This is a genomic window from Methylomonas rosea, from assembly GCF_024505055.1.
Classification (GTDB): domain Bacteria; phylum Pseudomonadota; class Gammaproteobacteria; order Methylococcales; family Methylomonadaceae; genus Methylomonas; species Methylomonas rosea.
The window spans coordinates 1-22,631 of the sequence record NZ_JANIBL010000069.1 but is presented as its reverse complement, the minus strand read 5'-3'; the positions used below and the strand labels follow the sequence as shown (position 1 = coordinate 22,631).

Sequence of the window (22,631 nt, the reverse complement as noted above, 5' to 3'; positions counted from 1 at the left end):
AAACAGCGTCGCGTCAGCGACACCTAAACATTATTGGCTAGGCCCCAACAACTCCGCCTGATGCACCTTATAAAACTCCAATCCCCGCTTGATTGCCTGCACGACTTTGCGCGGCGTAATCGTCGCCCCGCTAAACTGATCGAACACCCCACCGTCTTTCTTTACCGCCCATTGCTCAACGGTCAGGTTATTCAAGGATTTGCCATTAAAGGACAGAACCCATTTGGATTTTGTCACTTCAATCTTGTCACCCAAACCCGGCGTCTCAACATGCGCAATAACCCGTACCCCGAGGATTTCGCCCTTGCTATCGATACCCATCACCAAGCTAATAGGCCCAGCGTAACCGTCAGGCGCGACGAATTTAAAACATACGGCATTAACCAAACCCGCCTTTTTAGCCAGATAGACCTCAGTTTGCTCAGCGCCCAGATTGGCATCGGCAGAAGGCAGCAGCACGCTGTCTTTCAGCAAATTGTTATCGTAAAGTTCTGCTGGAACCACTTGCTCCAGATTAGCCTGTAGATCTTCCTGCAAGCGCAGCTCTATCACGCCACGCGTCGCCAGATCGGCCACACCTAATAAAATTGCCGCCAACAGTGCGAATCCACCCAACACGCCGGCCTGATACTGTAATAGCGGCCGGAGTTGCTCCAAATTTCCTGGTTCCAGCCACACGGCCAGTTTTTGCCTTAAATCGCTGACGGTACGCAAGACGTACTCTACATATTGATTCACTTTAGGCGTTGATTTAACGGGTTCGGAATTCATAGCCGGTCTCAGGTATTGGAAATATCGAGCGGCTTGCCGTTACGGTAGCGGCCATAAATTCTCGGACGAATGTAATGATCGATCAACGGCGTGACCGCGTTCATCAATAAAATCGCAAAACCGGTGCCTTCCGGATAACCGCCCCAAGAGCGGATCACGAAAATCAGCAAACCGCAACCGGCGCCGAAAATTACCTGGCCTAGAGGCGTGTTCGGCGACGTCACGTAGTCTGTAGCAATAAAAAATGCCACCAGCATCACCGCACCGGAATTCAAATGCACCCAAGGTCCCATATAGTGCTGACTATCCCAAGTGTGAAAAACCGCCGACATGACAAATATACTCAGCAGCAACGAGACCGGAATATGCCATTTGATGACACCCTGCCGCATCAACCAGATACCGCCGGCCAACAACAATACCGAAGAGGTTTCCCCCAAACTGCCGCGCTCCCAGCCAAGAAAAGCCAAAAGACCGGAATACTCGATCAAACTGCCGGGCAGCAACCGATTTTGCGAAAACTCGGTCTTGACCCAACCCAGCGTGGTGGCCCCGGTCACCGCATCGGGATTTTCCAGGCCGCCAAAGGTTATCGCCAAGCTATCGATCACGCCGGGCCCAGTCAGCAGCGGCGATACGTTGGCCCAAGTGGTCATCTCGATAGGAAAGGAAATCAGCAAAGCCACTCTGGCCAGCATGGCCGGATTGAAGAGGTTTTGCCCCAAGCCGCCGTAGACGTGCTTGCCCAGGACAATCGCCAGTGCCGAGCCGACTACGCCTATCCACCAGGGTGCCCAAGGCGGTAAGGTCATCGCCACTAATAAGCCGGTGACTATCGCCGAACCGTCGCGCAGATAGGGCATCGCCGCCACGCCTTTCATTTTTAAGCACAAGCCTTCGAAAGCCATCGCGGACAGCACAGTCACCGCCAATAAGTACAAAGCCGGCCAGCCGAACAACAACACACCGCAGGCCGTGGCCGGCGCCAGCGCGATAATGACCAAGCGCATGATTTGATCGACGCGGCGGGTAGCCGCGACGTGAGGTCCGCTAATCGGTTTGTTACTCATACGGTTTCCTCTGCTGGCGCTTGTTGCGCCTGTTGTGCGGCAGCCAGTCGAGCGGCCCGGGCCTCCTGGGCGCGCAAAGCTTCGGCTTCGGCTTCCAGTCTGGCACGCTCCATACGTTCATTGCGATCTTCGATCAAGCGCTTGGTTTGTTCGGACTTGTGTTCGGCCTGTTGCCGCTTCACTAACTCGCCGGAGGCAAATTTAAAATAATGCACCAGGGGAATATTCGAGGGACAGACATAAGAACAACTACCGCAACTGATGCAGTCTTTTAGTCCCAAATCGACTGCGGAATCCAGTTGGTTAGCTTTGATGCGGCTGGCCATTTCCAAGGGCAACAAACCCACCGGACAAGCGGTCACGCAACTGGAACAACGAATACAGGGCTGTACCGCCGGTTCATCAATATCGGCAGCGGATAACGCTAAAATGCCATTGCAGGCTTTGACGACCGGCACTTCGGCGATAGGCAGAGCGTCGCCCATCATCGGCCCACCCATCACCAAGCGGGCCATTTTCGATTTCTCCAAACCGCAAAATGCCAACACTTCCGACATCAAAGTGCCGATGGGCACTTCCACATTTCTCGGCTTGGCGACGGCTGCGCCGGATACCGTGACCACCCGGCTGATCAAGGGCTGGCCCAGGCATATCGCTTGATAGACGGCAAAGGCGGTGGCGACGTTATGCACCACCACGCCAATGTCGGTAGCCCGGCCGTCGGCGGGAATTTCCTGGCCGGTCAGATAGCGCAACATTTGCCGGTCCCAGCCCATTGGATAGCGTGTCGGCACTTGCGCCACGACGATATTGGCAAAACTCTGGCTGGCCGCCTGCATGGCGGCGAAAGCTTCGGGCTTATTATCCTCGATACCCACCAAGGCTTTGGGCGCATCCATACCACGCAACATCAGCCGAATACCGGCAACGATTTGTTCGGCACGCTCCTGCATCAATCGATCATCGCAAGTCAGATAAGGCTCGCATTCGCCGGCGTTGATCAACAGGGTATGAATCTTGTTTTTACGACCCAGGCTAAGCTTGACCGCCGACGGGAATACCGCCCCACCCAAACCTACCACACCGGCCGCTCCCACGCGCTGGCAGATCTCTTCCGGTTCGAGTTGAAACGGGTCTTCCGGAACAATCAGTTCGGCCCATTGTTCTTTACCGTCGCTTTCAATCACCACGGTACGAATCGGCAAAGCGGACGGATGCGGGGCCGGAAAATCCTTCACATCGGCAATAACGCCCGATGTTGGTGCATGTACAGGCGCCGAAATGGTGCCTTGGCTATAGGCCAGCAATTGCCCCTTAAGCACTTTCTCGCCGACCTTTACCACCGGCTCGGCAGGCTTGCCGACATGCTGCTGCACCGGAATATACAGTTTCTTGGGTAATGGAAAATCGGTGGCGATGCTGAGCGGAGACGTTTCGGATTTGTGCTCTTCGGCATGGATGCCGCCGCGCAAACGGGGATTCTCGAACAAGGCGAACATAGGTGTCTCCGTCTCAAGCGGCCAGCGGTTTGGGCCAGCGCCAGTTGCGCAAGGTCACTTCAACAGGGTGCATTTGCAGACATTCGGTAGGACATACTTCCACGCATTTTTTACATCCGATGCAGGCATCCGCCACCACCGCGTGGATCTGTTTTGGTGCACCGACGATGGCGTCGGTCGGACAAACCTTGAAGCAACGGGTACAGCCGGTGCAGGTTTCTTCGCTAACCCTAGCCACCATTGCTTCTTGATCTTGCGTTTGGCTTAAATCGACATCAACGCCCAGTAATTTGGCGAGTTGTTCGACCAGAGACGTACCACCTGGCGGACATAATGTTACAGGTGCAGCACCCGACACCAGCGCTTCGGCGGCTGGCCGACAGCCGGGAAAGCCGCACTGCCCGCATTGCGAACCGGGCATTAAGGCCTCGATCGTTTCTATCAACGGGTCCGATTCCACCTTCAGATACTTAGCGGCAATCCCCAAAGCCACGCCCAGCAACAATCCTAGCGATGTCAAAATAACAATGGCAGATAAAACGTACATGATGTGCCTCTTATTTGCTGTAAAGCCCCGCGAATCCCATAAACGCCAGCGACAGTATGCCGGCGGTGATAAATGCGATGGGGGTGCCGGAAAAAAGCGCCGGTACTGCCATGAGCGCTAGGCGTTCACGTAGACCGGCGAAGAGCACCATCACCAGGGTAAAACCCATTGCCGAACCAAAGCCGAACAGCAGGCTTTGCACGAAATTGTATTTCTCTTGGATGTTAAGCAGCGCCACACCCAAAACCGCGCAATTAGTGGTAATCAGCGGTAAAAAAATCCCTAAAACCTGGTACATGACCGGACTGGTTTTGTGTATCACCATCTCGGTAAACTGCACCACTGCGGCTATCACCAGAATAAAACCCAGCACTCGCAAAAATCCGATATCGAACGGTATCAACAAGCGATGCTCCAGCACCCAGCTGGCCGCGGAAGCCAGGGTCAGTACAAATGTGGTTGCCAAACCCATGCCCAATGCAGTATCCAGCTTGTTGGAAACTCCCATGAACGGACATAATCCCAAGAACTTGACCAACACGACATTGTTGACCAAGGCCGTACCCAATATCAGTAGTAAGTATTCGCTCATCGTTTTAGACCCGGTGTTTTGTAACAAGACAGCATCATTTATGCCAATGCTGTGAAAACCCCACAACTCCCCGATTTAGTGCAAAGCCGGGAGATTTAGCGCCAACATCTCTGTCCTAAAAAACACAGAGCTGAAACAAGTCCGCTAAAATTTGTCGTAAACCATACAAATAGCCGGGATTTTCCAACAGCAGCTAAGCCGAAACGCATTTGGCTCTCAAATTGCATGTAGTTTTCCAACTTAAGCCTAGAAAAACACGCGAGAACCATTTGCCATGACCAAATCCACCCCTGACTACCTGCAAGGCCAGATTGAGATTGAAACGGCCGATATGCTATCGCCAGCCCTAAATGCTCTCGGGCAAACGCTCAAAGGCGGGAAAGCCTCTAAAACCCTGCCGTTTTCCTTATTCGTTAAGGCTGTGGAGCAGGCGCCGGTCGCCATTTCGATTACCGATAAAAAAGCCAACATTCTCTATATCAACCAAGCCTTCACCGATGTAACCGGCTACAACGCCGCCGAAATTCTTGGTAAGAACGAATCCGAGCTGTCCGACAAGTCCACACCCAGACAAATCTATTACGATTTGTGGCACACCATTTCCCGTAAACAGGTTTGGCACGGTCAACTGGTCAATCGGCAAAAAATGGGCCAACGCTATTTAGCTGATCTGATCATCGCGCCGATGTTCGACGACCGTGGTGCCATCAGCCACTACATAGGTATGCACCGCGACGTCACCCAGGCGCATTACGCGGAACAGCAGGTCAGCAACCAAAAACAGTTGATCGAATCGGTGTTGAACGCCTCGCCGGTAGCAATGGTGGTTCTGGATAGCGACAAACGCGTCGTCCTCGACAATCAGATGTACAAAATGCTGATCAGCGAACTGGACAAGAAGGAACCCGCTTTATTTTTTCTGGAGGCTCTGGAACAGGACATGGGCGATTTGTGGGGCGAAAACATCGACAGGCAACAAGGTTTTGCCAATCGCGAAGTACGGATTGAAAGTTCAGGGCTCAAGGGTACCCGCTGGTTTTCCTGTTCCGGCAACTGGTTTATCGAGAACGACGTCTGCGCCGACACCTTTTTCGCCAGGCAATCCAAGGACTATTTATTGTTGACCATTAACGACATCAGTCCCTTGCGCCGCCAGCAGGAAAAGCTGCAGATCCAGACGCTTCGCACCATGCTGGCCGAAGAGGAGCATATCCGCAGCATCCGCGAAACATTGTTAGGGGCAATGCATCAGATTCGCCAACCCTTGAACCAAATCCACGCGGCGATTCAAATCATGACGCAACGCAACGATGCCAACAACAGTCCGATCCGCGACCTGTTGGGCCAAGTGCAAAAAATGGGAGAAGAAACGCTCGCCACCTTGCAACGCTGTGTACCGGAAATTCCGGAGTCCGCGGTGGTACCAGTGAATTTGAATCAGCTGTTGCACGAAGTTATGCTGCTGTATAGCACCAAGTTTTTAGCGAACGGCATCGTGGTGGATTGGCTGCCGAACCCGGTACTGCCGAATATTCTCGGCGCCGAGAATAAATTACGCATGTTATTCAAGCAATTGATCGACAACGCGGTCAATGCGATGAACCGAGCCAGCAGCCAGGAACGCATCATCAAAATCAGCACGACCATCGAGCATGACTGGGTGTGCGTGTCGGTAGCCGATTCCGGCCCCGGCATACCCGCCAATCAACGGAGTAAGGTGTTCGAACCGTTTTTTACGACAAATCAAAGCACCGCCGGCGTCCAGGCCGGCATGGGACTGGTCATGAGTAAGGAAATAGTTAACCAGCATAACGGCATGATAGAAATCGACCCGCAGTATAAAAACGGTTGCAGCTTTAAAGTCCGCTTTCCCTGTCAAAAAAACCTAGCCATGGTGAACATCCATGAGTGATCGTTTATTACTGGTTGAATCCGAGCTGGATACCCTGTTTCTCGTCAGTCAATTGCTGAATAGCACGCATGATTTACGTACCAAACTAAAGGGTATTCTGGAGATTTTGCACAAGCGTAACGGCTTGCATTTTGGCATGATTACGCTACGCGACGTCGATGACGACAGCATGAGCATTTGCGAAATTTATGGCGACGGCATTGACCGTTCGGTGCGCTACCAGCCGGGCGAGGGTCTGGTCGGCGCGATCCTCGACGAAGGCAGTACTATCGTCGTGGAGCGCATCGCCGATGAACCGCGCTTCCTCAGCCGTTTAGGCGTCTACAACCCGGATTTGCCGTTTATCGGCTCCCCGCTAGCCATTGAGCAAGGCGAGGTGGTCGGCATTTTGGCCGCGCAGCCTTGTACCTCGACGTTTTTGGGCGAACGCGCCCGCTTCATGGAAATGGTCGCCAATCTCATCGCCCAAAGCGTGAACATGCTGCGGGTGATGGAGCGCAAGCAAAACGAACTGGCCAGCGAACGCGACTATTTAAAACAAACGCTGGTTAAAAACTACCGTTTCGAGAACATCATCGGTCATTCCGAGCCGATGCTGAAAGTATTCGACATCATCCGCCAGGTGGCCAAATGGCATACCACGGTGTTGATTCGCGGCGAATCCGGCACCGGTAAGGAAGTAGTCGCCAGCTCGATACACTTTAATTCGGCCTGTGCCAACGGCCCGTTTCTTAAATTGAACTGTGCGGCCTTGCCCGACACATTGTTGGAATCCGAATTATTCGGCCACGAGAAAGGCGCTTTCAGCGGCGCAATCGGCCAACGTAAGGGCCGTTTCGAATTGGCGGACAACGGCACCCTGTTTCTCGACGAAATCGGCGAGATTTCCGCGTCTTTTCAAGCCAAGCTATTGCGTGTGCTGCAAGAAGGCGAATTCGAGCGGGTCGGCGGCGTCCGCACCCTGAAAGTGAACGTCCGCATTATTGCCGCCACCAACCGTAATCTGGAGCAGGAAGTCGCCGAAGGCAATTTCCGCGAAGATTTGTATTACCGCTTGAATGTGATGCCCATTAACATGCCGCCGCTTCGTGAGCGTATCGAGGACATCCCCGAACTGGCTAGCTTTCTGTTGAACCGGATTTCCCGTCAACAAGGCGGCCGGCCTTTGGAAATCAAGGAAAGCGCAATCCGGATTTTGATGAAACACGATTGGCCCGGTAATGTCCGCGAACTGGAAAACCGCCTGGAGCGCGCGGCGATCATGAGCCAAGAAGGCATTATCGACCGCGACGTGATCGCCAGCACCGGCCTGGAAAACGAGATCGGTATCAGCCGCACCCCGCAATCGATCAAACATATCGATTTACACGACGAGAACATGGATGAGCGGGAACGCGTGATCGCCGCGCTGGAGCAAAGCGGCTGGGTGCAAGCCAAGGCTGCCAGACTGCTGGATATGACGCCCAGGCAGATTGCTTATCGAATTCAGACTTTGAATATCAACGTTAAGCAGATTTAGCCAGGCCGTGCAGGCAATTGAAATTGCCCCTTACGCAAAAAAGGAGGCCGCATAAAACTTAAAAACCTCCTTCTCCCTCTGGGATAAGGTTGGGATGAGGGAATTAAAATAAATAAATTATTTACATCCCTCACTCAATTCCTCTCACGGAGGCATAAGGGATTTTAGAGGTTTTCTTAAAGCTTTTCGTAGACTATCCGGTAAATCTGCTCGCCGGCCTTTTCGCCCGCTTGTAACAAGGTATCCAGCTCGGCGAGCTGGGCTTCGGCAAACTCCCTGTCCTTCAAACTTGCGGCATTGATTTGCACATTTAGCGCGGCGCTTTTTAATCCGGCATAACCCGCCATCACCGCGACGCCTGCATCGCTGATCACGCCCAGATTGCCGTGCTCGGCAGCCACTCGACTCAACTCGATAGCTTTTGCGCAGGCTTTAGCGCATTCCAGCGGCACCAAAGTGGCCTCTTTCAAAACCACCTGGATTTGTGCTGTGCGCAGGATTTTCTCTTCGTCAGTGCTTTTAGGTAAGCCGTAGCAAGCCATCAATTTGTCGAACACATCGACATCCGCCTTGATCATGCCGATCAAGGTTTGCCGCAAGGCTTCGGATTCTGAAAGCAAGGCCTGCATCTGCGCTTCTACTGCGGCGTATTTGGGTTTGCCGATGGTCAGATTACAGACCATACTGGTCAAGGCCGCCGCTTGCGCGCCCATCACCGCTGCCGCACTGCCGCCGCCGGGAGTGGCTTGCTTGCTGGCCAATTCGTCCAGAAATGTTTCTACTGATCTATCTTTGATTTCGCTCATCGCCAGCCCCTTAATTCTCTCGGCGCCAAATGGTATTACCGCCTACGACATCCTCCAAAACAATGCCCTGCGCCTTCAATTGATCGCGAATTTGGTCGGCTTGCGCCCAGTCTTTGCTGGCTTTGGCCGCTTTTCTGGCACCGATTAGCTGTTCAATTTCGGTTTCGCTCAGGCCATCGGCCGCTGCGCCGCCTTGCAGAAAACTGTCGGGGCTTTCTTGCAACAAGCCCAAAATGGCAGCTAACTGCTTCAAAGTCGCCGCCAGCACAGTTTTATCTTCGGCTTTGTTCAATTCCCGCGCCAAATCGAACAACACCGAGAGGGCCACCGGCGTGTTGAAGTCGTCATCCATCGCCTGCTCGAACCGCGACCGGTAGTCGGCAGAGATGGCGGCATCGACGATCTCGACACCTCGCAAGGCCGTGTAAAGCCGTGTCAACGCTGCACCGGCTTCGTCGAGTTGTTCGTCGGAATAATTCAACGGGCTGCGATAATGACTGGAGAGGATGAAGAAACGAATGACTTCCGGCCGATATTGTTTTAACACCTCACGCACGGTAAAAAAATTACCGAGGGATTTGGACATTTTTTCTTCATTGACCCGCACGAAACCGTTATGCATCCAGTAATTAACGAAGGGCTCGCCGGTGGCACCTTCCGACTGGGCAATCTCGTTTTCGTGATGCGGGAATTGCAAGTCCATGCCGCCGCCGTGAATATCGAAATGATTGCCCAGGCAGCAAGTGGACATCGCCGAACATTCGATATGCCAGCCCGGCCTACCCTGCCCCCAAGGCGAATCCCAATAAGGCTCGCCGGGCTTGGCCATTTTCCATAGTACAAAATCCAGCGGATCGCGTTTGGCGGTATCGACGTTGACCCGCTCACCGGCTTGCAGATCTTCGATATTTTTACCGGACAATTTGCCGTAGCCGTCAAACCGGTTTACCGCATAAAACACGTCGCCATTACTACCGACATAAGCAAACTCGCGCTCGATTAGCGTCGAAATCATTTTAACGATGTCGGCGATGGATTGCGTGGCTTTGGGCTCAATATCCGGCGGTAACACCGACAAGGCCCGCTCGTCTTCGTGCATTGCCTGGATAAAACGTTCGGTCAGAGCGGTAAACGCCTCACCATTCTCGTTGGCGCGCTGAATGATTTTGTCGTCGATGTCGGTGATATTTCTGACGTAGGTAAGCTGATAACCGGCATGCCGCAAATACCGGGCGACGGTATCGAACACCACCATGACCCGGGCATGGCCGATATGGCAATAGTCGTAAACCGTCATGCCGCAGACATACATGCCGACTTTACCGGGCTGTTTGGGAATGAACTCTTGCTTACTTCGAGTTAGCGTGTTGTAGATTTTCAGCATGACGATGATAGATGAATGCAGCGAAACATCTGGCAATCTATCAAGATTTCGGCTTCTCTTTCAAGATAAAAACACATAGAATTCGCGGCTTGCAGCGAGATTAAGGAACTTTTAATGCGCACCACCCTGGTTTACCTGATGCTGTTTTTATTCTCAACCCTTTCATTTGCAACAGAAAATAAAATGTCCAACACACATAGCAAAGTCAAATTAACTACTTCACTGGGTGACGTCGTCATTCAATTGGAAGACGAAAAAGCGCCGGTTTCCGCCGCCAACTTTCTGGCGTATGTAAAACAAGGGTTTTATTCCGGTACGATTTTCCATCGGGTAATCCCAGGATTTATGGCACAAGGCGGCGGTTTCGACAGCTCTTTTAAGCAAAAAGAAACCAATGCCGCCATCAAGAACGAAGCGGATAATGGCCTGAAAAACAAACGCGGTACTTTGGCGATGGCTCGCACCAACGATCCACATTCGGCCACCGCGCAATTTTTTATCAATTACAAAGATAACTCGTTCCTGGACCACACCAGCCCAAGCCCCAGCGGGTGGGGTTATGCGGTATTCGGTGAAGTTATCGAAGGTATGGATGTAGTCGATGCGATGGCCAAACAAGCCACCGGCAATCGCGGCCCGCATCAGGACGTACCAAAAACCGACATAGTTATCGATAAAGCCGAAGTTATCGAATGACAGTTGGCGGCTTCCACCAGGCTGAAGGCGGAAGCCGCTGTTTCAAGACGTGAAACAAGACGTACTATTTATATCCGACCTGCATCTGGCTTTGGAAAAACCGGAGATCACCCGGCGTTTCTTAAGCTTTTTGCAGCACCGCGCCATCAAAGCAAAATCGCTGTATATCCTTGGCGATCTGTTTGATGCCTGGATCGGCGACGACGACAATACCCGGCCTATCCCGGCCATCAAAAAAGCCCTCAAACAACTTGCCGACTCCGGCACCGAGATTTTTCTGCTACAGGGCAACCGCGACTTTTTGCTGGGCCAAAATTTCTGCCAGGAAACCGGCATCCGTTTATTGGACGAATATGCGACTATAGAATTGAATGGTCAGCGGATTTTACTGACCCACGGCGATTTACTCTGTAGCGACGACTTGGCCTACCAGGCCTTTCGCATTAAATCGCACAGCCCGGAATGGCAACGGAATGTGCTGTCCAAACCCTTGTGGCTGCGGCTGATAGCAGCACGTTGGTACCGTTTCCGCAGTTATTACCATAAACGCGGCAAAGCTCTGGATATTATGGATGTCAACCAGGATACAGTACTCGAATCGCTGCGTAAGTATACCTGCCGCACATTGATTCATGGGCACACACACCGTCCCAAATTACACGAATTTATATTGGATGGTGCGCCTGCAAAACGTTACGTATTGGCGGATTGGAAACCGGATGGAGCGGAGATTTTATGTTGGAGGAACAACGATTTTGAAAGAGAAAAGGTCTAATCCAACCACAAAAAAAACCGGTAGCGTTTTAACCGAATCCAGCGATCTGTATTTTTGAATCTCAAACCGCCTGATACATGGAATCAGACACTACCGGACATTGGGTCACTATCTCCGCTAGCAAAGACACATAAGAAACCAACTAGTTCACTCGGTATATAATTTTACTCGGTAAATATTCCAGGCCAAGATTTCGCGCCATTTAAGCCAATGCCTGTCTGTTAACCATGTGTCAACAACTGGTAATTCACGACGCCGACCGCATTCATGCTAAGTTAGACTAAACTTTGCAAGCTATGCCAATTAAGGACCCATAAATCCTCCAGCCATGAAAAAACAGACACTTTATCTCTTGGCGCTATCTATCGGACTATCCACCGTCGCCACCAGCCATGCCGACGAAGTTAACCTACCCGACATTCTTGCCCGTATCAAACCCGGGATAGTAGCTATTGGCACCTACATGCCGACCCGGAATCCGCGCGCGGTTTTCCTAGGTACCGGATTCGCCGTTGCCGATGGCAGAAAGGTAGTCACCAACGCTCACGTTACGGCAAAAAAACTGGACCTTGAACACCTAGAGCGTTACGCGGTGTTTTATCGGCATCAGCAAAAAGAACAGATGCAAATTGCCGATCTGGCCGCCACTGACGAAGATCACGATCTGGCGTTGTTAACGGTAGACGGCGGCGCCTTACCGGCACTGGAAATTGGTGATTCCCTGAGAGTGAGGGAGGGCGAGCAGTATGCATTTACCGGTTATCCGATAGGCATGGTACTTGGCTTGTATCCAGTCACCCACCGCAGCATTATTGCGGCTATTTCGCCCAATGCCATACCGGCAATCGCGACTCGGCAGCTAAATGTCAACATGCTGAAGCGGCTACAGACCCCTTTCGATGTGTTTCAATTAGACGCTACGGCTTATCCCGGCAACAGCGGCAGCCCTTTGTACGACACCAATTCCGGAAAAGTTATTGGTATCATTAACAAGGTGTTTGTACAGGGCAGTAAAGAAAATGCAATATCCAATCCCAGCGGGATTACCTATGCAATACCCGCTGAACATATCAAGACGCTTTTAAACCAGACTATCGTCAAATAGTTATTATCCAGGAGTTAAGCGGTAGCCTTATATGATAAGAATTTTTCGACATTACATTTCTACCGCCTACCTGTGGTTGCTTATGGCGGAATCGCTGGTGTTTTACCTAGCCATGTATTGCGGCGCGGGCCTAAGATTTTTATACACTGCGTCCTGGTATTCCCAATCCGAGCTTGCGGCCTCCGCTGCGGTTTACTCCATCGTATTCATAGCCAGTTGCTCCGGCTTGGGCTTGTACCGAAAAACCCTGGATAAAGAAGAATACAATATTCTTCAGCGTATCAGTTTCAGCTTTGCCGTTGCGGTTTTTATACTGGCTTTCATCTATTACATCATTCCGGAATTGATGCTGGCACGTAGCGTATTGATTTCCGCAATTATTTTTTCTTTTGTAGGCTTGTTGTTAACGCGCTATTTGTTTTATCGCTTCGTCAATCTGGACAATTTAAAACGCAGGGTATTGGTGGTGGGTTGCGGTCAACGGGCAGGCGAGCTCAGCGTCGTTAACTCCAGCTACATATACAGAGGCTTTGAAATAGTCGGATACATCACACTGGAAGACGAACCGATAAGTGTGCCCCATGCGATAGCTCTCAACGAAAAAATTCGGCTAACCGATATTGTAGAAGCCGCTAACGTCGATGAAATTGTCATCGCCGTCGATGATCGGAGAAAAAAATTGCCCGTAGAAGAACTGCTGGATATCAAAATGTCCGGCGTGCAGATCATGGACCTACAAACCTTCTACGAGCGAGAGCAACGATTGGTTTTTCTCGAGGCACTGAGCCCGAGCTGGTTGATGTTTTCGGATGGTTTTGTGAGTGGCGGCCTACGCTCCATGGTAAAGCGCAGCTTCGATATTTTAGCCAGCCTGATGCTGCTTTCCGTAAGCTGGTGGCTGATGATCCTCACCATGTTGGCAATCTATATCGAAAGCGGCTTTGGTGCACCGGTTTTCTATCGGCAAAAGCGTGTCGGCTACCGAGACATACCCTTCGATGTCATCAAGTTTCGCAGCATGCGTATCGATGCTGAAAAAAATGGCGCGCAATGGGCCAGCCAAACCGATGATCGCGTCACCCGCGTCGGTAAAGTGATTCGTAAATATCGGATAGACGAGCTGCCGCAACTGCTAAACGTATTAAAAGGCGATATGAGTTTTGTCGGTCCGCGCCCGGAGAGACCTGAATTTGTGAAAGGTTTCGAAGAGAATATTCCTTATTATAAAGAAAGACATAGGGTGAAACCCGGCATCACCGGCTGGGCACAACTGTGTTACCCCTATGGCGCCAGCGAATACGATACCCGGCAAAAACTGCAATTTGATTTGTATTACGTCAAAAACTACAGCCTGTTTCTGGATTTAACAATCATGATGAGCACAGTGGAAGTTATTTTGTGGGGGAAAGGAGCGAGATAGAAGAATGCTTCTAAACTTATAGCGATAAATACTTAACAGTCATTCCCAGCACCCAATTAACAGAGAGAAGAGTAATGAGACCTTCAATACTGAGACATATTTTAATCGCTCTAACAGCGTTCATCATCTGCAACCCGGCCTTGGCGAAGAACGATCCAAATCTTTATATTTTCGGCGATAGCTTATCGGACACGGGCAATGTTTACGCTCAGACAGCTGCCTCCGGATTCCCCATGCCCATTCCACCTCAAGCACGTTATTACAAAGGTAGATTTTCGAATGGCCCCAATGCCGCTGATCAATTGTGGAAATCGCTCGGCAACTCATCGGAAGTAAAGCCAATATTGGCCTTGTCTCCAGAGAGACTAATGTTAAAACCCGACAAAAACAGAGCCATTAGCTTTGCTTTTGGCGGTTCTGAAAGTGGCTTTGGCAATTCAGTGTTAGGACAATTCAATGTCACCGGGTTACTGGGGCAAGTCGGAATGTTCAGAGTCATAAAAAATAGCAGCTTTGCGGAAAACTCTCTGGTCTTAGTCTGGAGTGGCGCTAACGATTATCTCAATCAATTTGGCAAGGGAATCGTAATCCCCACGGACCAAGTGGTGGACAATATCAGTAAATCGATTCGCAGCTTGTATGCTTCCGGGATTCGCCGTTTTTTAGTACCTAATCTACCCGACCTCAGTGAAGTCCCAATTGCTAGGCTCATTGCCTACCAAGACCCGGCTAATCCTCATCCGGAAATTCTTGATCTTCTTTCCTTCCAAACGATTGATCACAACAATAAGCTTGCGTCAGAACTGAAAGAACTTGCAAGGTTACCTAAAATCAAAATCTCTAGAGTCGACGTCTATTCTATAACCAAGTCTTTGATCATCCGTAACGAGCAGATTACAGCGGGTCCCGCGGCCGGATGCTTATATAACCCTGTGCTGAGCCCAGATAATTGCCCTACGGTTTCTTTCGATGCAGGAAATGGTTTGATATTTTGGGATGAAATTCATCCGACGACAGAGGTTCACAAAGTTTTCGCAGAAGCCATGTTAAATTCGATTCGGAAATAGGCATTTTTGCAGGGTTGGCTGTGCTAGCCAACCCAACTGCCCTGAATTTTACTTATAAGCCATAACGACCCGGGGCAATAATATTGTTTGGATCGATTGCCTGCTTTAGACAGCGCAAAACCTCGGGAACCGCATTCTCCTTAGCCGGCAAATCCATAGACTGAATGCCGAGACGATAAGGCACAAAGCCGTATTTCCTCCCCGTATCCAACAATTCATGATAACAAGCGTGTGCCCTGGCAACCTCTTCGGCGTTTTGCCTGTCAAATAAAATTGGAATTGTACTGTCCCAGCAGCGATCCGAAATACTTGTCAGCGTAATAAGGGGTTCTATTTGATGTTTGATACAGATGGTTTTTACCATCTCGACATATTGACGAGTTAACTCCGGCTTCATCGGCAGCAGCGGGGAATACCAAATGAGTCCGCAACCGTCTTTATCAGGATTCATCGGAGTGCCGTCAGTCGGCATGATGCCCGACCGCCAGTAAGCAAGAGGCAGAGCAATCTCGCTTGGCTCTCCGGCAAACAATTGCATCGTTTTGTTCAGCGTCCCCAACACATTAACCAAATGCAAATCGCGGATGACAGGCAAAGCCCGAGCGGCACCATGCATGAATTTAACCAATCCCGGAGTAAAAAACATCAACCGTTTGGCGACCGGTTTTAATATTCTTCGAATCTCTCTACGCGCCGCAGCGACAACTTTCTTATTGCCGTAAATCGCACCGACGCCAGTCCACTCCATCACCTGATTTCGCTTCATCAACTGTTGCAGCACATCATCCGGAATCAATCCATCCGAACCCAGCCTATCCTTTGGATAAGGTTCGGACATGGACAATACCCGATGCTTATTCATCAGATTGATCGAGCCGGTTACCGTTCCCACCTCACGCAATACTTGCCGAACCTTTTCAACCGCCAACTCTAAGTCGTCAGCTTTTTTTACACTAAAAAAAAACGCCTCAACTCGCTCAGGCTTTGGTGCCAGAGCGATAGTCATTTTGGTGACAATCCCAAAATTACTTTGCGAAAACAAACCGTCCATGTAAGGCCCCATACCCCATTTAAAAGCCTTATCAACCTCTTCGCCTCCCAACCCAGAGAGCATGGAACGATAAATCTCCCCGTTGGGTAACACTGCTTCAAGTCCCATTACCGCACCAAAGTGATCGGCATAAGGCGTGATGCCATAGCCTCGCTCCAAGGCATTTCCAACCAGACTGCAATCCGGTCCAGCGCCGGTAACTGGAATCAGATAAGGATAGTTATGCTGTTTGAGGTATTCATCAAGCTGCCGCTGAGTAACCCCGGGCTCGATAGTTAGCAACCCCGTTTCCTCATCAAAATCCAGAATTTCGTTCATCCTGGATAAATCCATCAATACGCAGTGGTTCCGAGCAGGGTTTTTTGAGCCGTAGCCCCAGTTATTACCGATGCTGAAAGGGTAGAGAGCTATTTGATATCTCTCGGCAATCTGAGTAATTTTCTGAACCGCAGAGGCGCAATCAGGCCGAAGCAAAGCAGGCGACTGGTTCGTTAGCACCGTGCAATTGGCTCTCGCGCCCCGCAAAAAATCGTCGCAAGTAACAACGCAATCACCGCCTAAAAGATCACGCCATTCCGAAATTGCTTGATCAAGATTCAGGTTGTCCATGGAAATCTCCTGTTAGTTTTCGATTAGAAGGATAGACGATAATTAGGCCGTTGCCGCTACAAGAAGACTACCAAACGAATACCTGAACAAAGCCTGAAGATACGCGTGAATTTGCTATGTTGTTATTGTTAAGACGCGAAAATATTCTAGTTACATGCAATTTTGTTTAACATAAACAATCGCTTGCAGTTAACAGAATCAAAATAATCTTACGACTTTGCCCCCGTTGCCGATCTTTTAAGCGACCATTCTCTTTCACGTCAAGATAAGCACAAGACCAAATTCAAGTAAAAAAGTGTAGAATCAAGCCCGCAAAAACTGTCAGCTAATTTTACATCCATCCAAAATAACAACAATAGAAACACAGAAAACTACATAAAAAACAATAGGTTAATATTTTGGCACAACTCCTGCTAGAATCCTAACGAAGTTTGTCTTCATGATCAGTTCTGAAAGTGAAGTTCGCCTTCATAAAATTATGAGACATTGCATTGATGTGCATACTGAAGTGTTGCAAATCATTTTGGTTTGCGAAAAATTACATCTGCGATATTGATCGCTAACTTTTTACAACCCTTTAAGGAATAGTCATGAAAAAATTTAATATTGTACGGAGCATCGCTGCTCTGGGTCTAGTGGGCGCAGGTTTTGCAGCTAACGCCGCAAGCATTGACGGTGTAATAACACCCGAAACCATTACTGAATTTGACAGTGGTAGTTTCGCGCAAATAGTAACAAAAAATGCTGATGGCTCAGGCTCTTTTACTGCCTGGGGCGAGGTAACGGGATTCAACAACATTTCTTACGATGTTTTTCCTGGCGGTCAATTGACATACTCCGTTACCAGTGACTACACGACAAACCAAATAAACATCCCAGGAGATACCTTATTTACCGGTGGCGTCATCACATTTTACCTTGACAACCTAACTGCTTACGATCCTACCAATCAAGCTACAGCGGAAGACGGTACTGTGTGGATGACTATTCTGGGACGCGACCTGAATGCTGTTGGGGATACTTTCCTCGGAACCATAAATGTTTTGGGCGGCGGCGGCGGTACTGCATTTTTTGACTTGTTGCTAGCTGGTTTGGGAACTGACGTTTTCGATACAAATACCAAACTTATACCAACTACTGGCGAATTTGCAGATTTCTCATGGGGCTCTAGCATACTTGCCGGAAACACCACTACCACAACATCTGGAGGCGTTACTACTTATTACTCGACCGGCTCCGGAGACCTCGGTGCCAGCGCAACAATTCCTGAGCCAGGTTCTTTGTCACTGTTAGGTTTGGGCATGTTGGCGTTTTCCGCTAGAAAAAAACGCTCAGTCTAAAAATACGCTAATAAATGCCGATTTTTATGAAAAAAATGAAAGTCGGCAGTGTTTTTGTGAGCATTGAGGAAAATAGTACACGCGATGTAAAAGCAAGAGTAGTTTTTATATAGACGTATAGCTGCACAAGCTCTTTATGTATAAACTGGATGTATTCAAGTGTAATATGCCCTCCTCGGAGGGCATTTTTATTTGAGAGAAAAACCGCAATGAACCGGATCCATTTTTTTGAAATCGAAGATCAAGACTGGTGCCCAAAAGTATTGCGAGATGGTGTTACTGATTTTTTACAGTATATCGTTCAAGCTTACCATTTATATCAACCCATCACTGAGCGTCTGGTCAATGCCTTGAATCAAAGTGGACACGATAGGGTTGTTGATCTATGTTCCGGCGGCGCTGGACCTTGGTTGTCACTCTGGAATGATGTGCTTCAACAATCTGATAACCGAATCTTGTCCGTTACGCTGACCGATTTATACCCAAACCTAAGCGCCTTCAGAGCAGCGCATTCAAAAAATATTCGTATCGAGTTCTGCGCCGAACCTGTCGACGCGACGCAAGTACCCAGAGAAATAAAAGGTTTTCGCACCTTTTTTTCATCGTTTCACCATTTAAAACCAGAGCAAGCCAAAACTGTTTTGCAAGACGCTGTCGATGCGAAAACAGGTATTGCGATTTTTGAAAGCACACAACGACATCCTTTGTTGTTAGTTTATATGTTATTCACGCCTTTTTTGGTTTGGCTAAACACCCCATTTATTCGTCCATGGCGTTGGAGTCGAATATTTTGTACTTATGTTATTCCTTTGATTCCTTTCATAGTAATGTTCGATGGCATAGTTTCATGCTTACGGACTTACACGCCTGCAGAATTAAAAACTATGATTGATTCAATCTCCGCCCCCTATTACGAATGGGATATTGGCCTTCAACGTATTGGTATATTGCCTGTAGGGATAACTTATATGATCGGTTATATACGAAAAGAAAATAAGTCCAATTGATCAAACTATAGTGGATTTCAGGGGCGACTAGATCTAATCCTCTCAACTTAAGCCTCAACAAGTTGATTTATAAGCATGTTTTCGATGCGGCTTAGGATGTTTTGGCCTGAGTTTAGTCGCGCTGGGCTAGGCAGTAGACGCTGCCTCGACTGATGCGCAAAAGCTTTGCTTGCTGGCCAATCGACAGTTTGGATTCACGGTCTATCATCGCTTTGTGCTTTGTGCCCCTGTGGGTATCAGCAATCCCGCCTTGATGAGCGCGCCCTCTAAAAAATCATTCTCCAGCGTCAACTAGCAGATTTTGGTATGCAGGGCTTGCAGATCAACCGGCGGTGAGGTTCAGCAGGCTTGCAAAACAGTAAGCGATCTAAAGACAACGTCTATATGAATTGCTCGAAAGGAGCGAAGATAGTGTCCACTTATAATCAGGCGGACATTTATGAAGGAGCACACCGTTCGATTATCGCGCTCATTAATCGTAGGACACGGGCGAGATGACCGATGTCTTTATGATCCGGAAGCTAAACGGGAGTTAGTCAAAATTTGTTTGCAACCGGGATTATCGGTTACGAAGGTCGCGCTGGAACACGGCATCAATGCCAATCTGCTGCGTAAATGGATAGGCCTTTATCATGAAGTAGGCCATTCTGACCCGAACAGATCATTAGCGTTGCCAGCTTTTACGTCCGTGTTGTCACTGGGCGCGGAGCAGTCGGCTAAGCCAGCTCTCAAAGTCACTTTACCAAATGGCATCAGTCTTGAGCTGCCGTCCGTCGCATTAAGCGATCTACCGTTGCTTTTGAATGCGTTGGCTGAGCTGCCATATTCCGCTTCGAGCCGGGATTAAAAGTCTACCTGCACCGCGAGCCGGTCGATTGGCGTAAGGCCATCAATGTTTTGGCCTTGCTGGTTGAGCAAGGGTTAGGCTTGAATCCGTTTGAGTCCGCTATCTACGTGTTCAGCAATCGCCGCCGGGATCGAATCAAATTGCTGTTGTGGGATCGTACCGGTTTCTGACTGATGATCAAGCGGCTGGAAGCCGATCGATTTTGCTGGCCGAAAGACGCGGCTGTGGTGACCTTGACGGTGGAGCAACTCCACTGGCTGTTAGCCGGCATTGACTTGGCGGCGCTGCGGCCGCATCCGGTACGAATGCATACAAAAACCAGCTGAAACAATGACTTAAATCGAGTAAAATAGCGGCATGACGACCACGATCACGCTGTCATCCGACGATTATCAGGCGTTACTGTCTGACCACCAGGCCCTGCTGTCCGAACAGCAGCGGCTGGCCAATCAATTGCGGTTGGTGACGGTTGAGCGCGATCTCTTGAAAGAACCCCTGGATGCTTTTCTGCATCGTCTGTATGCCGCCAAGTCCGAAGCCAGGGCCAATCCCGCTCAGCGCGATCTGTTTCTGAACGAAGCCGAAGCGTTGGCGCCGAACGGCGCGCCAATCGCCGAGGAAACCACGCCTGAAGGGGTCGAAGTCGCCGCTCACAACCGCAAGAAGCGCGGCCGTAAACCGCTCGATCCCCATCTGCCGCGCGAAATCGTCCGCCACTTGTGCCCTTGAGGGTATGAATTACCGGAAGCCGAGCGGGTGTGCGCTCATGACGGTGCCCGTCTGGTGGAAATCGGCGCCGAAATCAGCGAGCAGCTCGACATCGTGCCGCAACAGGTCCGGGTGATTCAGCATCACCGTATCAAATATACCTGCCCGTGCTGCGATGAAAGCCTTCGGGCAACCCCAGCGCCGGTGCGTATTATCCCTAAAGGCTTGCTGACCGAAGCCGCCTCGGCCTGGGTCGTCCCATGGCCTGCCGCTGTATCGGCAAGCCACGTTGCTAGGCCGATTCGGCGGCGATTTTTCGCGCACCATGCTGGCGGCTAGCATGGTGCGGGTCGGGCAGGCGGTGCAGCCCATTATCAATTTACTGCGCGATCATCTGCTGGATGCTGACTTGATTCTTGGCGACGAAACAGTTATCCAGGTACTCAAGGAATCCGGGCGAGTCGCGCAAAGCAAAAGTTATTTGTGGGCACAGATGACCGGCTCCGGCCCGCCGATCCGACTGTTCAGCTACACGCCGGGTCGTGGAGGCACACATGCGCAGCCGCTGTATGAAGGCATCAAGGCCGCGCAGTACTGATGAGTGACGGCTATGAAGTGTATAACGCCATTGTGGCGGTGCGTGGTGCGATCCACCTTGGCTGCTGGGCGCATACCCTCTGGGGCACAAGTGCGCGCCGCTATTTTGTCGAAGCAGAAGCCGCCATCCCCAAAGCCGCGCGTGGCTCGGAATCACTGGCGACGCAGTTTATTGCGGCGGTCGGCGAACTGTATGCCATTGAGGCCAAGGCCAAAGACCTGAGCGCCGAACAGCGTGGGCAACAGCGAGAACAGTTTAGCAAACCGGTGTTGGCCAAGATCGAAGGTCTGCTTGTAGAGCATTTGCATGCGGTCACTCCAGGCAGTTTGCTGGGCAAAGCCTTGCACTATCTATCATCGCAATGGCCGAAGCTGATCCGCTTTGTTGAAAACGGTACTTGGCCCATCGATAACAACCTCTGTGAAAACGCCATACGCCCGCTTGTGGTCGGTCGGCGCAACTGGGTGTTCTGCGACACGGTAGCCGGTGCCTAGGCCAGCGCCAATCTCTACTCGTTCATCGAAACCTGCAAAGCCAACCGCATCGAACCCTACACCTATTTGGTCGAATTGTTCCGGCAGTTGCCCCCATTTTACGGCAGGTTGATAGATAACTGCGAATCCGGCAAAAAATGTAGGTGCCTTCCGGTGAGCGAAAGCAGCCGGAGATTTTCTGGTGAAGCTTGGTCATGCGAATGTCGTCCTCCCCCTGATTATTGGTGAACGGTACGTCGGGATTCGTCAGAAACGATTTCATCGGGATCGTCGGTCTTTCTTCAGCGTGGTGCCGATACGCCCTGGTTGGCCGCCTGGTTTTTTAGTCGTGGCGTTCGGTGTTTTCTCGCGCACCGGAAAACGATCTTTTGAGGGTGGCTGACTACTGTTGCGACTCGTCAGACTCAACCGATTAACCGATTAACCAGCAATTGCACGACCAACAGCAAAATATCCAATGTCGACCGCAAGGCGGGCGACAGATTAGCTTCTTCAGCCAGTAATTGCTGTACGTTTTTGACCGTGGCATCCACGTCAATGTTGTCGACCGTCAAGTTTTAACCCCCGTAAGGCGTTGAATTGATGTTTATTATAAGGCCTGTTTGAAAAGCCGAATTTCGCCTTCGAGGAGTCCTTTCATGCGGTTTGCCGTGCCAGATGGCTGGGGGCGATCTGTTGCTTAAGAATTGCCGGGCTATGCGAGCACTGCATGCACGGTTAAGTAGGGGATTTAATGCGTTTCAGGCAAGGCCGTTTTGAAATAGCTTTTTGGTGAAAAAACCTGTCAAGCTTTATTTTTTAACTTACGCTGAAT

At 50.3% G+C, this 22,631-nt stretch carries 20 protein-coding genes and 4 pseudogenes; 12 read left to right on the top strand and 12 right to left on the bottom strand.

Going from position 1 to position 22,631, the window contains the following annotated elements:
- Positions 1-30: 30 nt before the first annotated feature.
- Genes rsxG through rsxA form a run of 5 tightly spaced genes read right to left on the bottom strand, consistent with a single transcriptional unit; the run spans position 31 to position 4,479 of the window.
- Positions 31-771, bottom strand: a complete 741-nt coding sequence (rsxG, locus tag NP589_RS18225) for an electron transport complex subunit RsxG (RefSeq protein ID WP_256608246.1) — start codon at positions 769-771, stop codon at positions 31-33.
- Positions 772-779: 8 nt separating this feature from the next.
- Complete coding sequence (locus NP589_RS18220) at positions 780-1,841, bottom strand: RnfABCDGE type electron transport complex subunit D (protein ID WP_256608245.1); 1,062 nt, start codon at positions 1,839-1,841, stop codon at positions 780-782.
- Positions 1,838-3,340: an electron transport complex subunit RsxC gene (rsxC, locus tag NP589_RS18215; protein WP_256608244.1), complete on the bottom strand. Its 1,503-nt coding sequence runs from the start codon at positions 3,338-3,340 to the stop codon at positions 1,838-1,840. The genes NP589_RS18220 and rsxC overlap by 4 nt, the downstream gene beginning before the upstream one ends.
- Positions 3,341-3,353: 13 nt before the next feature.
- Complete coding sequence (rsxB, locus tag NP589_RS18210) at positions 3,354-3,887, bottom strand: electron transport complex subunit RsxB (protein WP_020485088.1); 534 nt, start codon at positions 3,885-3,887, stop codon at positions 3,354-3,356.
- Positions 3,888-3,897: 10 nt separating this feature from the next.
- On the bottom strand, positions 3,898-4,479 hold the full coding sequence (gene rsxA / locus NP589_RS18205; protein WP_026147191.1) for an electron transport complex subunit RsxA: 582 nt from the start codon (positions 4,477-4,479) through the stop codon (positions 3,898-3,900).
- Between the two features lie 274 nt (positions 4,480-4,753).
- On the opposite strand from rsxA, the gene nifL reads away from it, so the two are divergent.
- Both nifL and nifA read left to right on the top strand, forming a co-directional pair.
- The gene (gene nifL / locus NP589_RS18200; protein ID WP_256608243.1) at positions 4,754-6,391 is read left to right on the top strand and encodes a nitrogen fixation negative regulator NifL; all 1,638 of its coding nucleotides are present in this window, start codon (positions 4,754-4,756) and stop codon (positions 6,389-6,391) included.
- Positions 6,384-7,910, top strand: a complete 1,527-nt coding sequence (nifA, locus tag NP589_RS18195) for a nif-specific transcriptional activator NifA (RefSeq protein ID WP_020485085.1) — start codon at positions 6,384-6,386, stop codon at positions 7,908-7,910. The genes nifL and nifA overlap by 8 nt, the downstream gene beginning before the upstream one ends.
- A 176-nt stretch (positions 7,911-8,086) precedes the next feature.
- On the opposite strand, the gene fchA is transcribed toward nifA, so the two are convergent.
- Together fchA and cysS are read right to left on the bottom strand one after the other, a co-directional pair.
- The gene (fchA, locus tag NP589_RS18190) at positions 8,087-8,716 is read right to left on the bottom strand and encodes a methenyltetrahydrofolate cyclohydrolase (protein ID WP_256608242.1); all 630 of its coding nucleotides are present in this window, start codon (positions 8,714-8,716) and stop codon (positions 8,087-8,089) included.
- A gap of 10 nt (positions 8,717-8,726) precedes the next feature.
- Complete coding sequence (gene cysS, locus NP589_RS18185; RefSeq protein ID WP_256608241.1) at positions 8,727-10,100, bottom strand: cysteine--tRNA ligase; 1,374 nt, start codon at positions 10,098-10,100, stop codon at positions 8,727-8,729.
- Between the two features lie 114 nt (positions 10,101-10,214).
- Between cysS and NP589_RS18180 the strand changes: the two genes are divergently transcribed.
- From NP589_RS18180 to NP589_RS18160, 5 genes are all read left to right on the top strand, one after another.
- Entirely contained in the window at positions 10,215-10,796 is a 582-nt protein-coding gene (locus NP589_RS18180; RefSeq protein WP_256608240.1) for a peptidylprolyl isomerase, read from the top strand.
- A 49-nt stretch (positions 10,797-10,845) separates the two neighbouring features.
- On the top strand, positions 10,846-11,571 hold the full coding sequence (locus NP589_RS18175; RefSeq protein WP_256608239.1) for a UDP-2,3-diacylglucosamine diphosphatase: 726 nt from the start codon (positions 10,846-10,848) through the stop codon (positions 11,569-11,571).
- Between the two features lie 328 nt (positions 11,572-11,899).
- Positions 11,900-12,676 carry a S1 family peptidase gene (locus tag NP589_RS18170; RefSeq protein WP_064009960.1) on the top strand — a complete coding sequence of 259 codons (777 nt, stop codon included), beginning with the start codon at positions 11,900-11,902 and terminating at the stop codon, positions 12,674-12,676.
- Positions 12,677-12,758: 82 nt separating this feature from the next.
- Entirely contained in the window at positions 12,759-14,096 is a 1,338-nt protein-coding gene (locus tag NP589_RS18165) for a TIGR03013 family XrtA/PEP-CTERM system glycosyltransferase (protein WP_256608238.1), read from the top strand.
- Positions 14,097-14,170: 74 nt separating this feature from the next.
- Positions 14,171-15,163 (top strand): SGNH/GDSL hydrolase family protein, encoded by a 993-nt coding sequence (locus tag NP589_RS18160; RefSeq protein ID WP_256608237.1) that lies wholly within the window; start codon positions 14,171-14,173, stop codon positions 15,161-15,163.
- 52 nt (positions 15,164-15,215) lie between these two features.
- Here NP589_RS18160 and NP589_RS18155 read toward each other — a convergent pair whose 3' ends face one another.
- Positions 15,216-16,823 carry an FAD-binding oxidoreductase gene (locus NP589_RS18155; protein WP_256608236.1) on the bottom strand — a complete coding sequence of 536 codons (1,608 nt, stop codon included), beginning with the start codon at positions 16,821-16,823 and terminating at the stop codon, positions 15,216-15,218.
- A 590-nt stretch (positions 16,824-17,413) separates the two neighbouring features.
- Here NP589_RS18155 and NP589_RS18150 point away from each other — a divergent pair.
- Together NP589_RS18150 and NP589_RS18145 are read left to right on the top strand one after the other, a co-directional pair.
- Positions 17,414-18,163, top strand: coding sequence for a PEP-CTERM sorting domain-containing protein (locus NP589_RS18150; RefSeq protein ID WP_256608235.1), 750 nt, complete (start codon positions 17,414-17,416; stop codon positions 18,161-18,163).
- 209 nt (positions 18,164-18,372) lie between these two features.
- Positions 18,373-19,170, top strand: a complete 798-nt coding sequence (locus NP589_RS18145; protein ID WP_256608234.1) for a class I SAM-dependent methyltransferase — start codon at positions 18,373-18,375, stop codon at positions 19,168-19,170.
- 133 nt (positions 19,171-19,303) lie between these two features.
- Here the strand turns inward: NP589_RS18145 and NP589_RS18140 are convergent.
- Positions 19,304-19,497: pseudogene (locus NP589_RS18140) on the bottom strand (IS3 family transposase); the annotation flags it as partial.
- A 112-nt stretch (positions 19,498-19,609) separates the two neighbouring features.
- Between NP589_RS18140 and NP589_RS18135 the strand changes: the two are divergent.
- From NP589_RS18135 to tnpC, 3 genes and pseudogenes are all read left to right on the top strand, one after another.
- Positions 19,610-20,017, top strand: coding sequence for a transposase (locus NP589_RS18135; protein ID WP_256608233.1), 408 nt, complete (start codon positions 19,610-19,612; stop codon positions 20,015-20,017).
- Positions 19,993-20,343: pseudogene (gene tnpB / locus NP589_RS18130) on the top strand (IS66 family insertion sequence element accessory protein TnpB). Before NP589_RS18135 ends, tnpB begins: the two are co-directional and overlap by 25 nt.
- Positions 20,344-20,374: 31 nt before the next feature.
- A pseudogene (tnpC, locus tag NP589_RS21845) lies at positions 20,375-21,910 on the top strand (IS66 family transposase); the annotation flags it as partial.
- On the opposite strand, the pseudogene NP589_RS18105 reads toward tnpC, so the two are convergent.
- The 3 genes and pseudogenes from NP589_RS18105 to NP589_RS18100 form a co-directional block, all read right to left on the bottom strand.
- Positions 21,840-22,070: pseudogene (locus tag NP589_RS18105) on the bottom strand (IS66 family transposase); the annotation flags it as partial. The pseudogenes tnpC and NP589_RS18105 sit on opposite strands and share 71 nt — an antisense overlap.
- Before the next feature lie 5 nt (positions 22,071-22,075).
- Positions 22,076-22,171 (bottom strand): hypothetical protein, encoded by a 96-nt coding sequence (locus NP589_RS21785; protein WP_371929688.1) that lies wholly within the window; start codon positions 22,169-22,171, stop codon positions 22,076-22,078.
- Positions 22,172-22,221: 50 nt separating this feature from the next.
- Positions 22,222-22,371 carry a hypothetical protein gene (locus NP589_RS18100; RefSeq protein ID WP_256608228.1) on the bottom strand — a complete coding sequence of 50 codons (150 nt, stop codon included), beginning with the start codon at positions 22,369-22,371 and terminating at the stop codon, positions 22,222-22,224.
- Positions 22,372-22,631 lie beyond the last annotated feature (260 nt).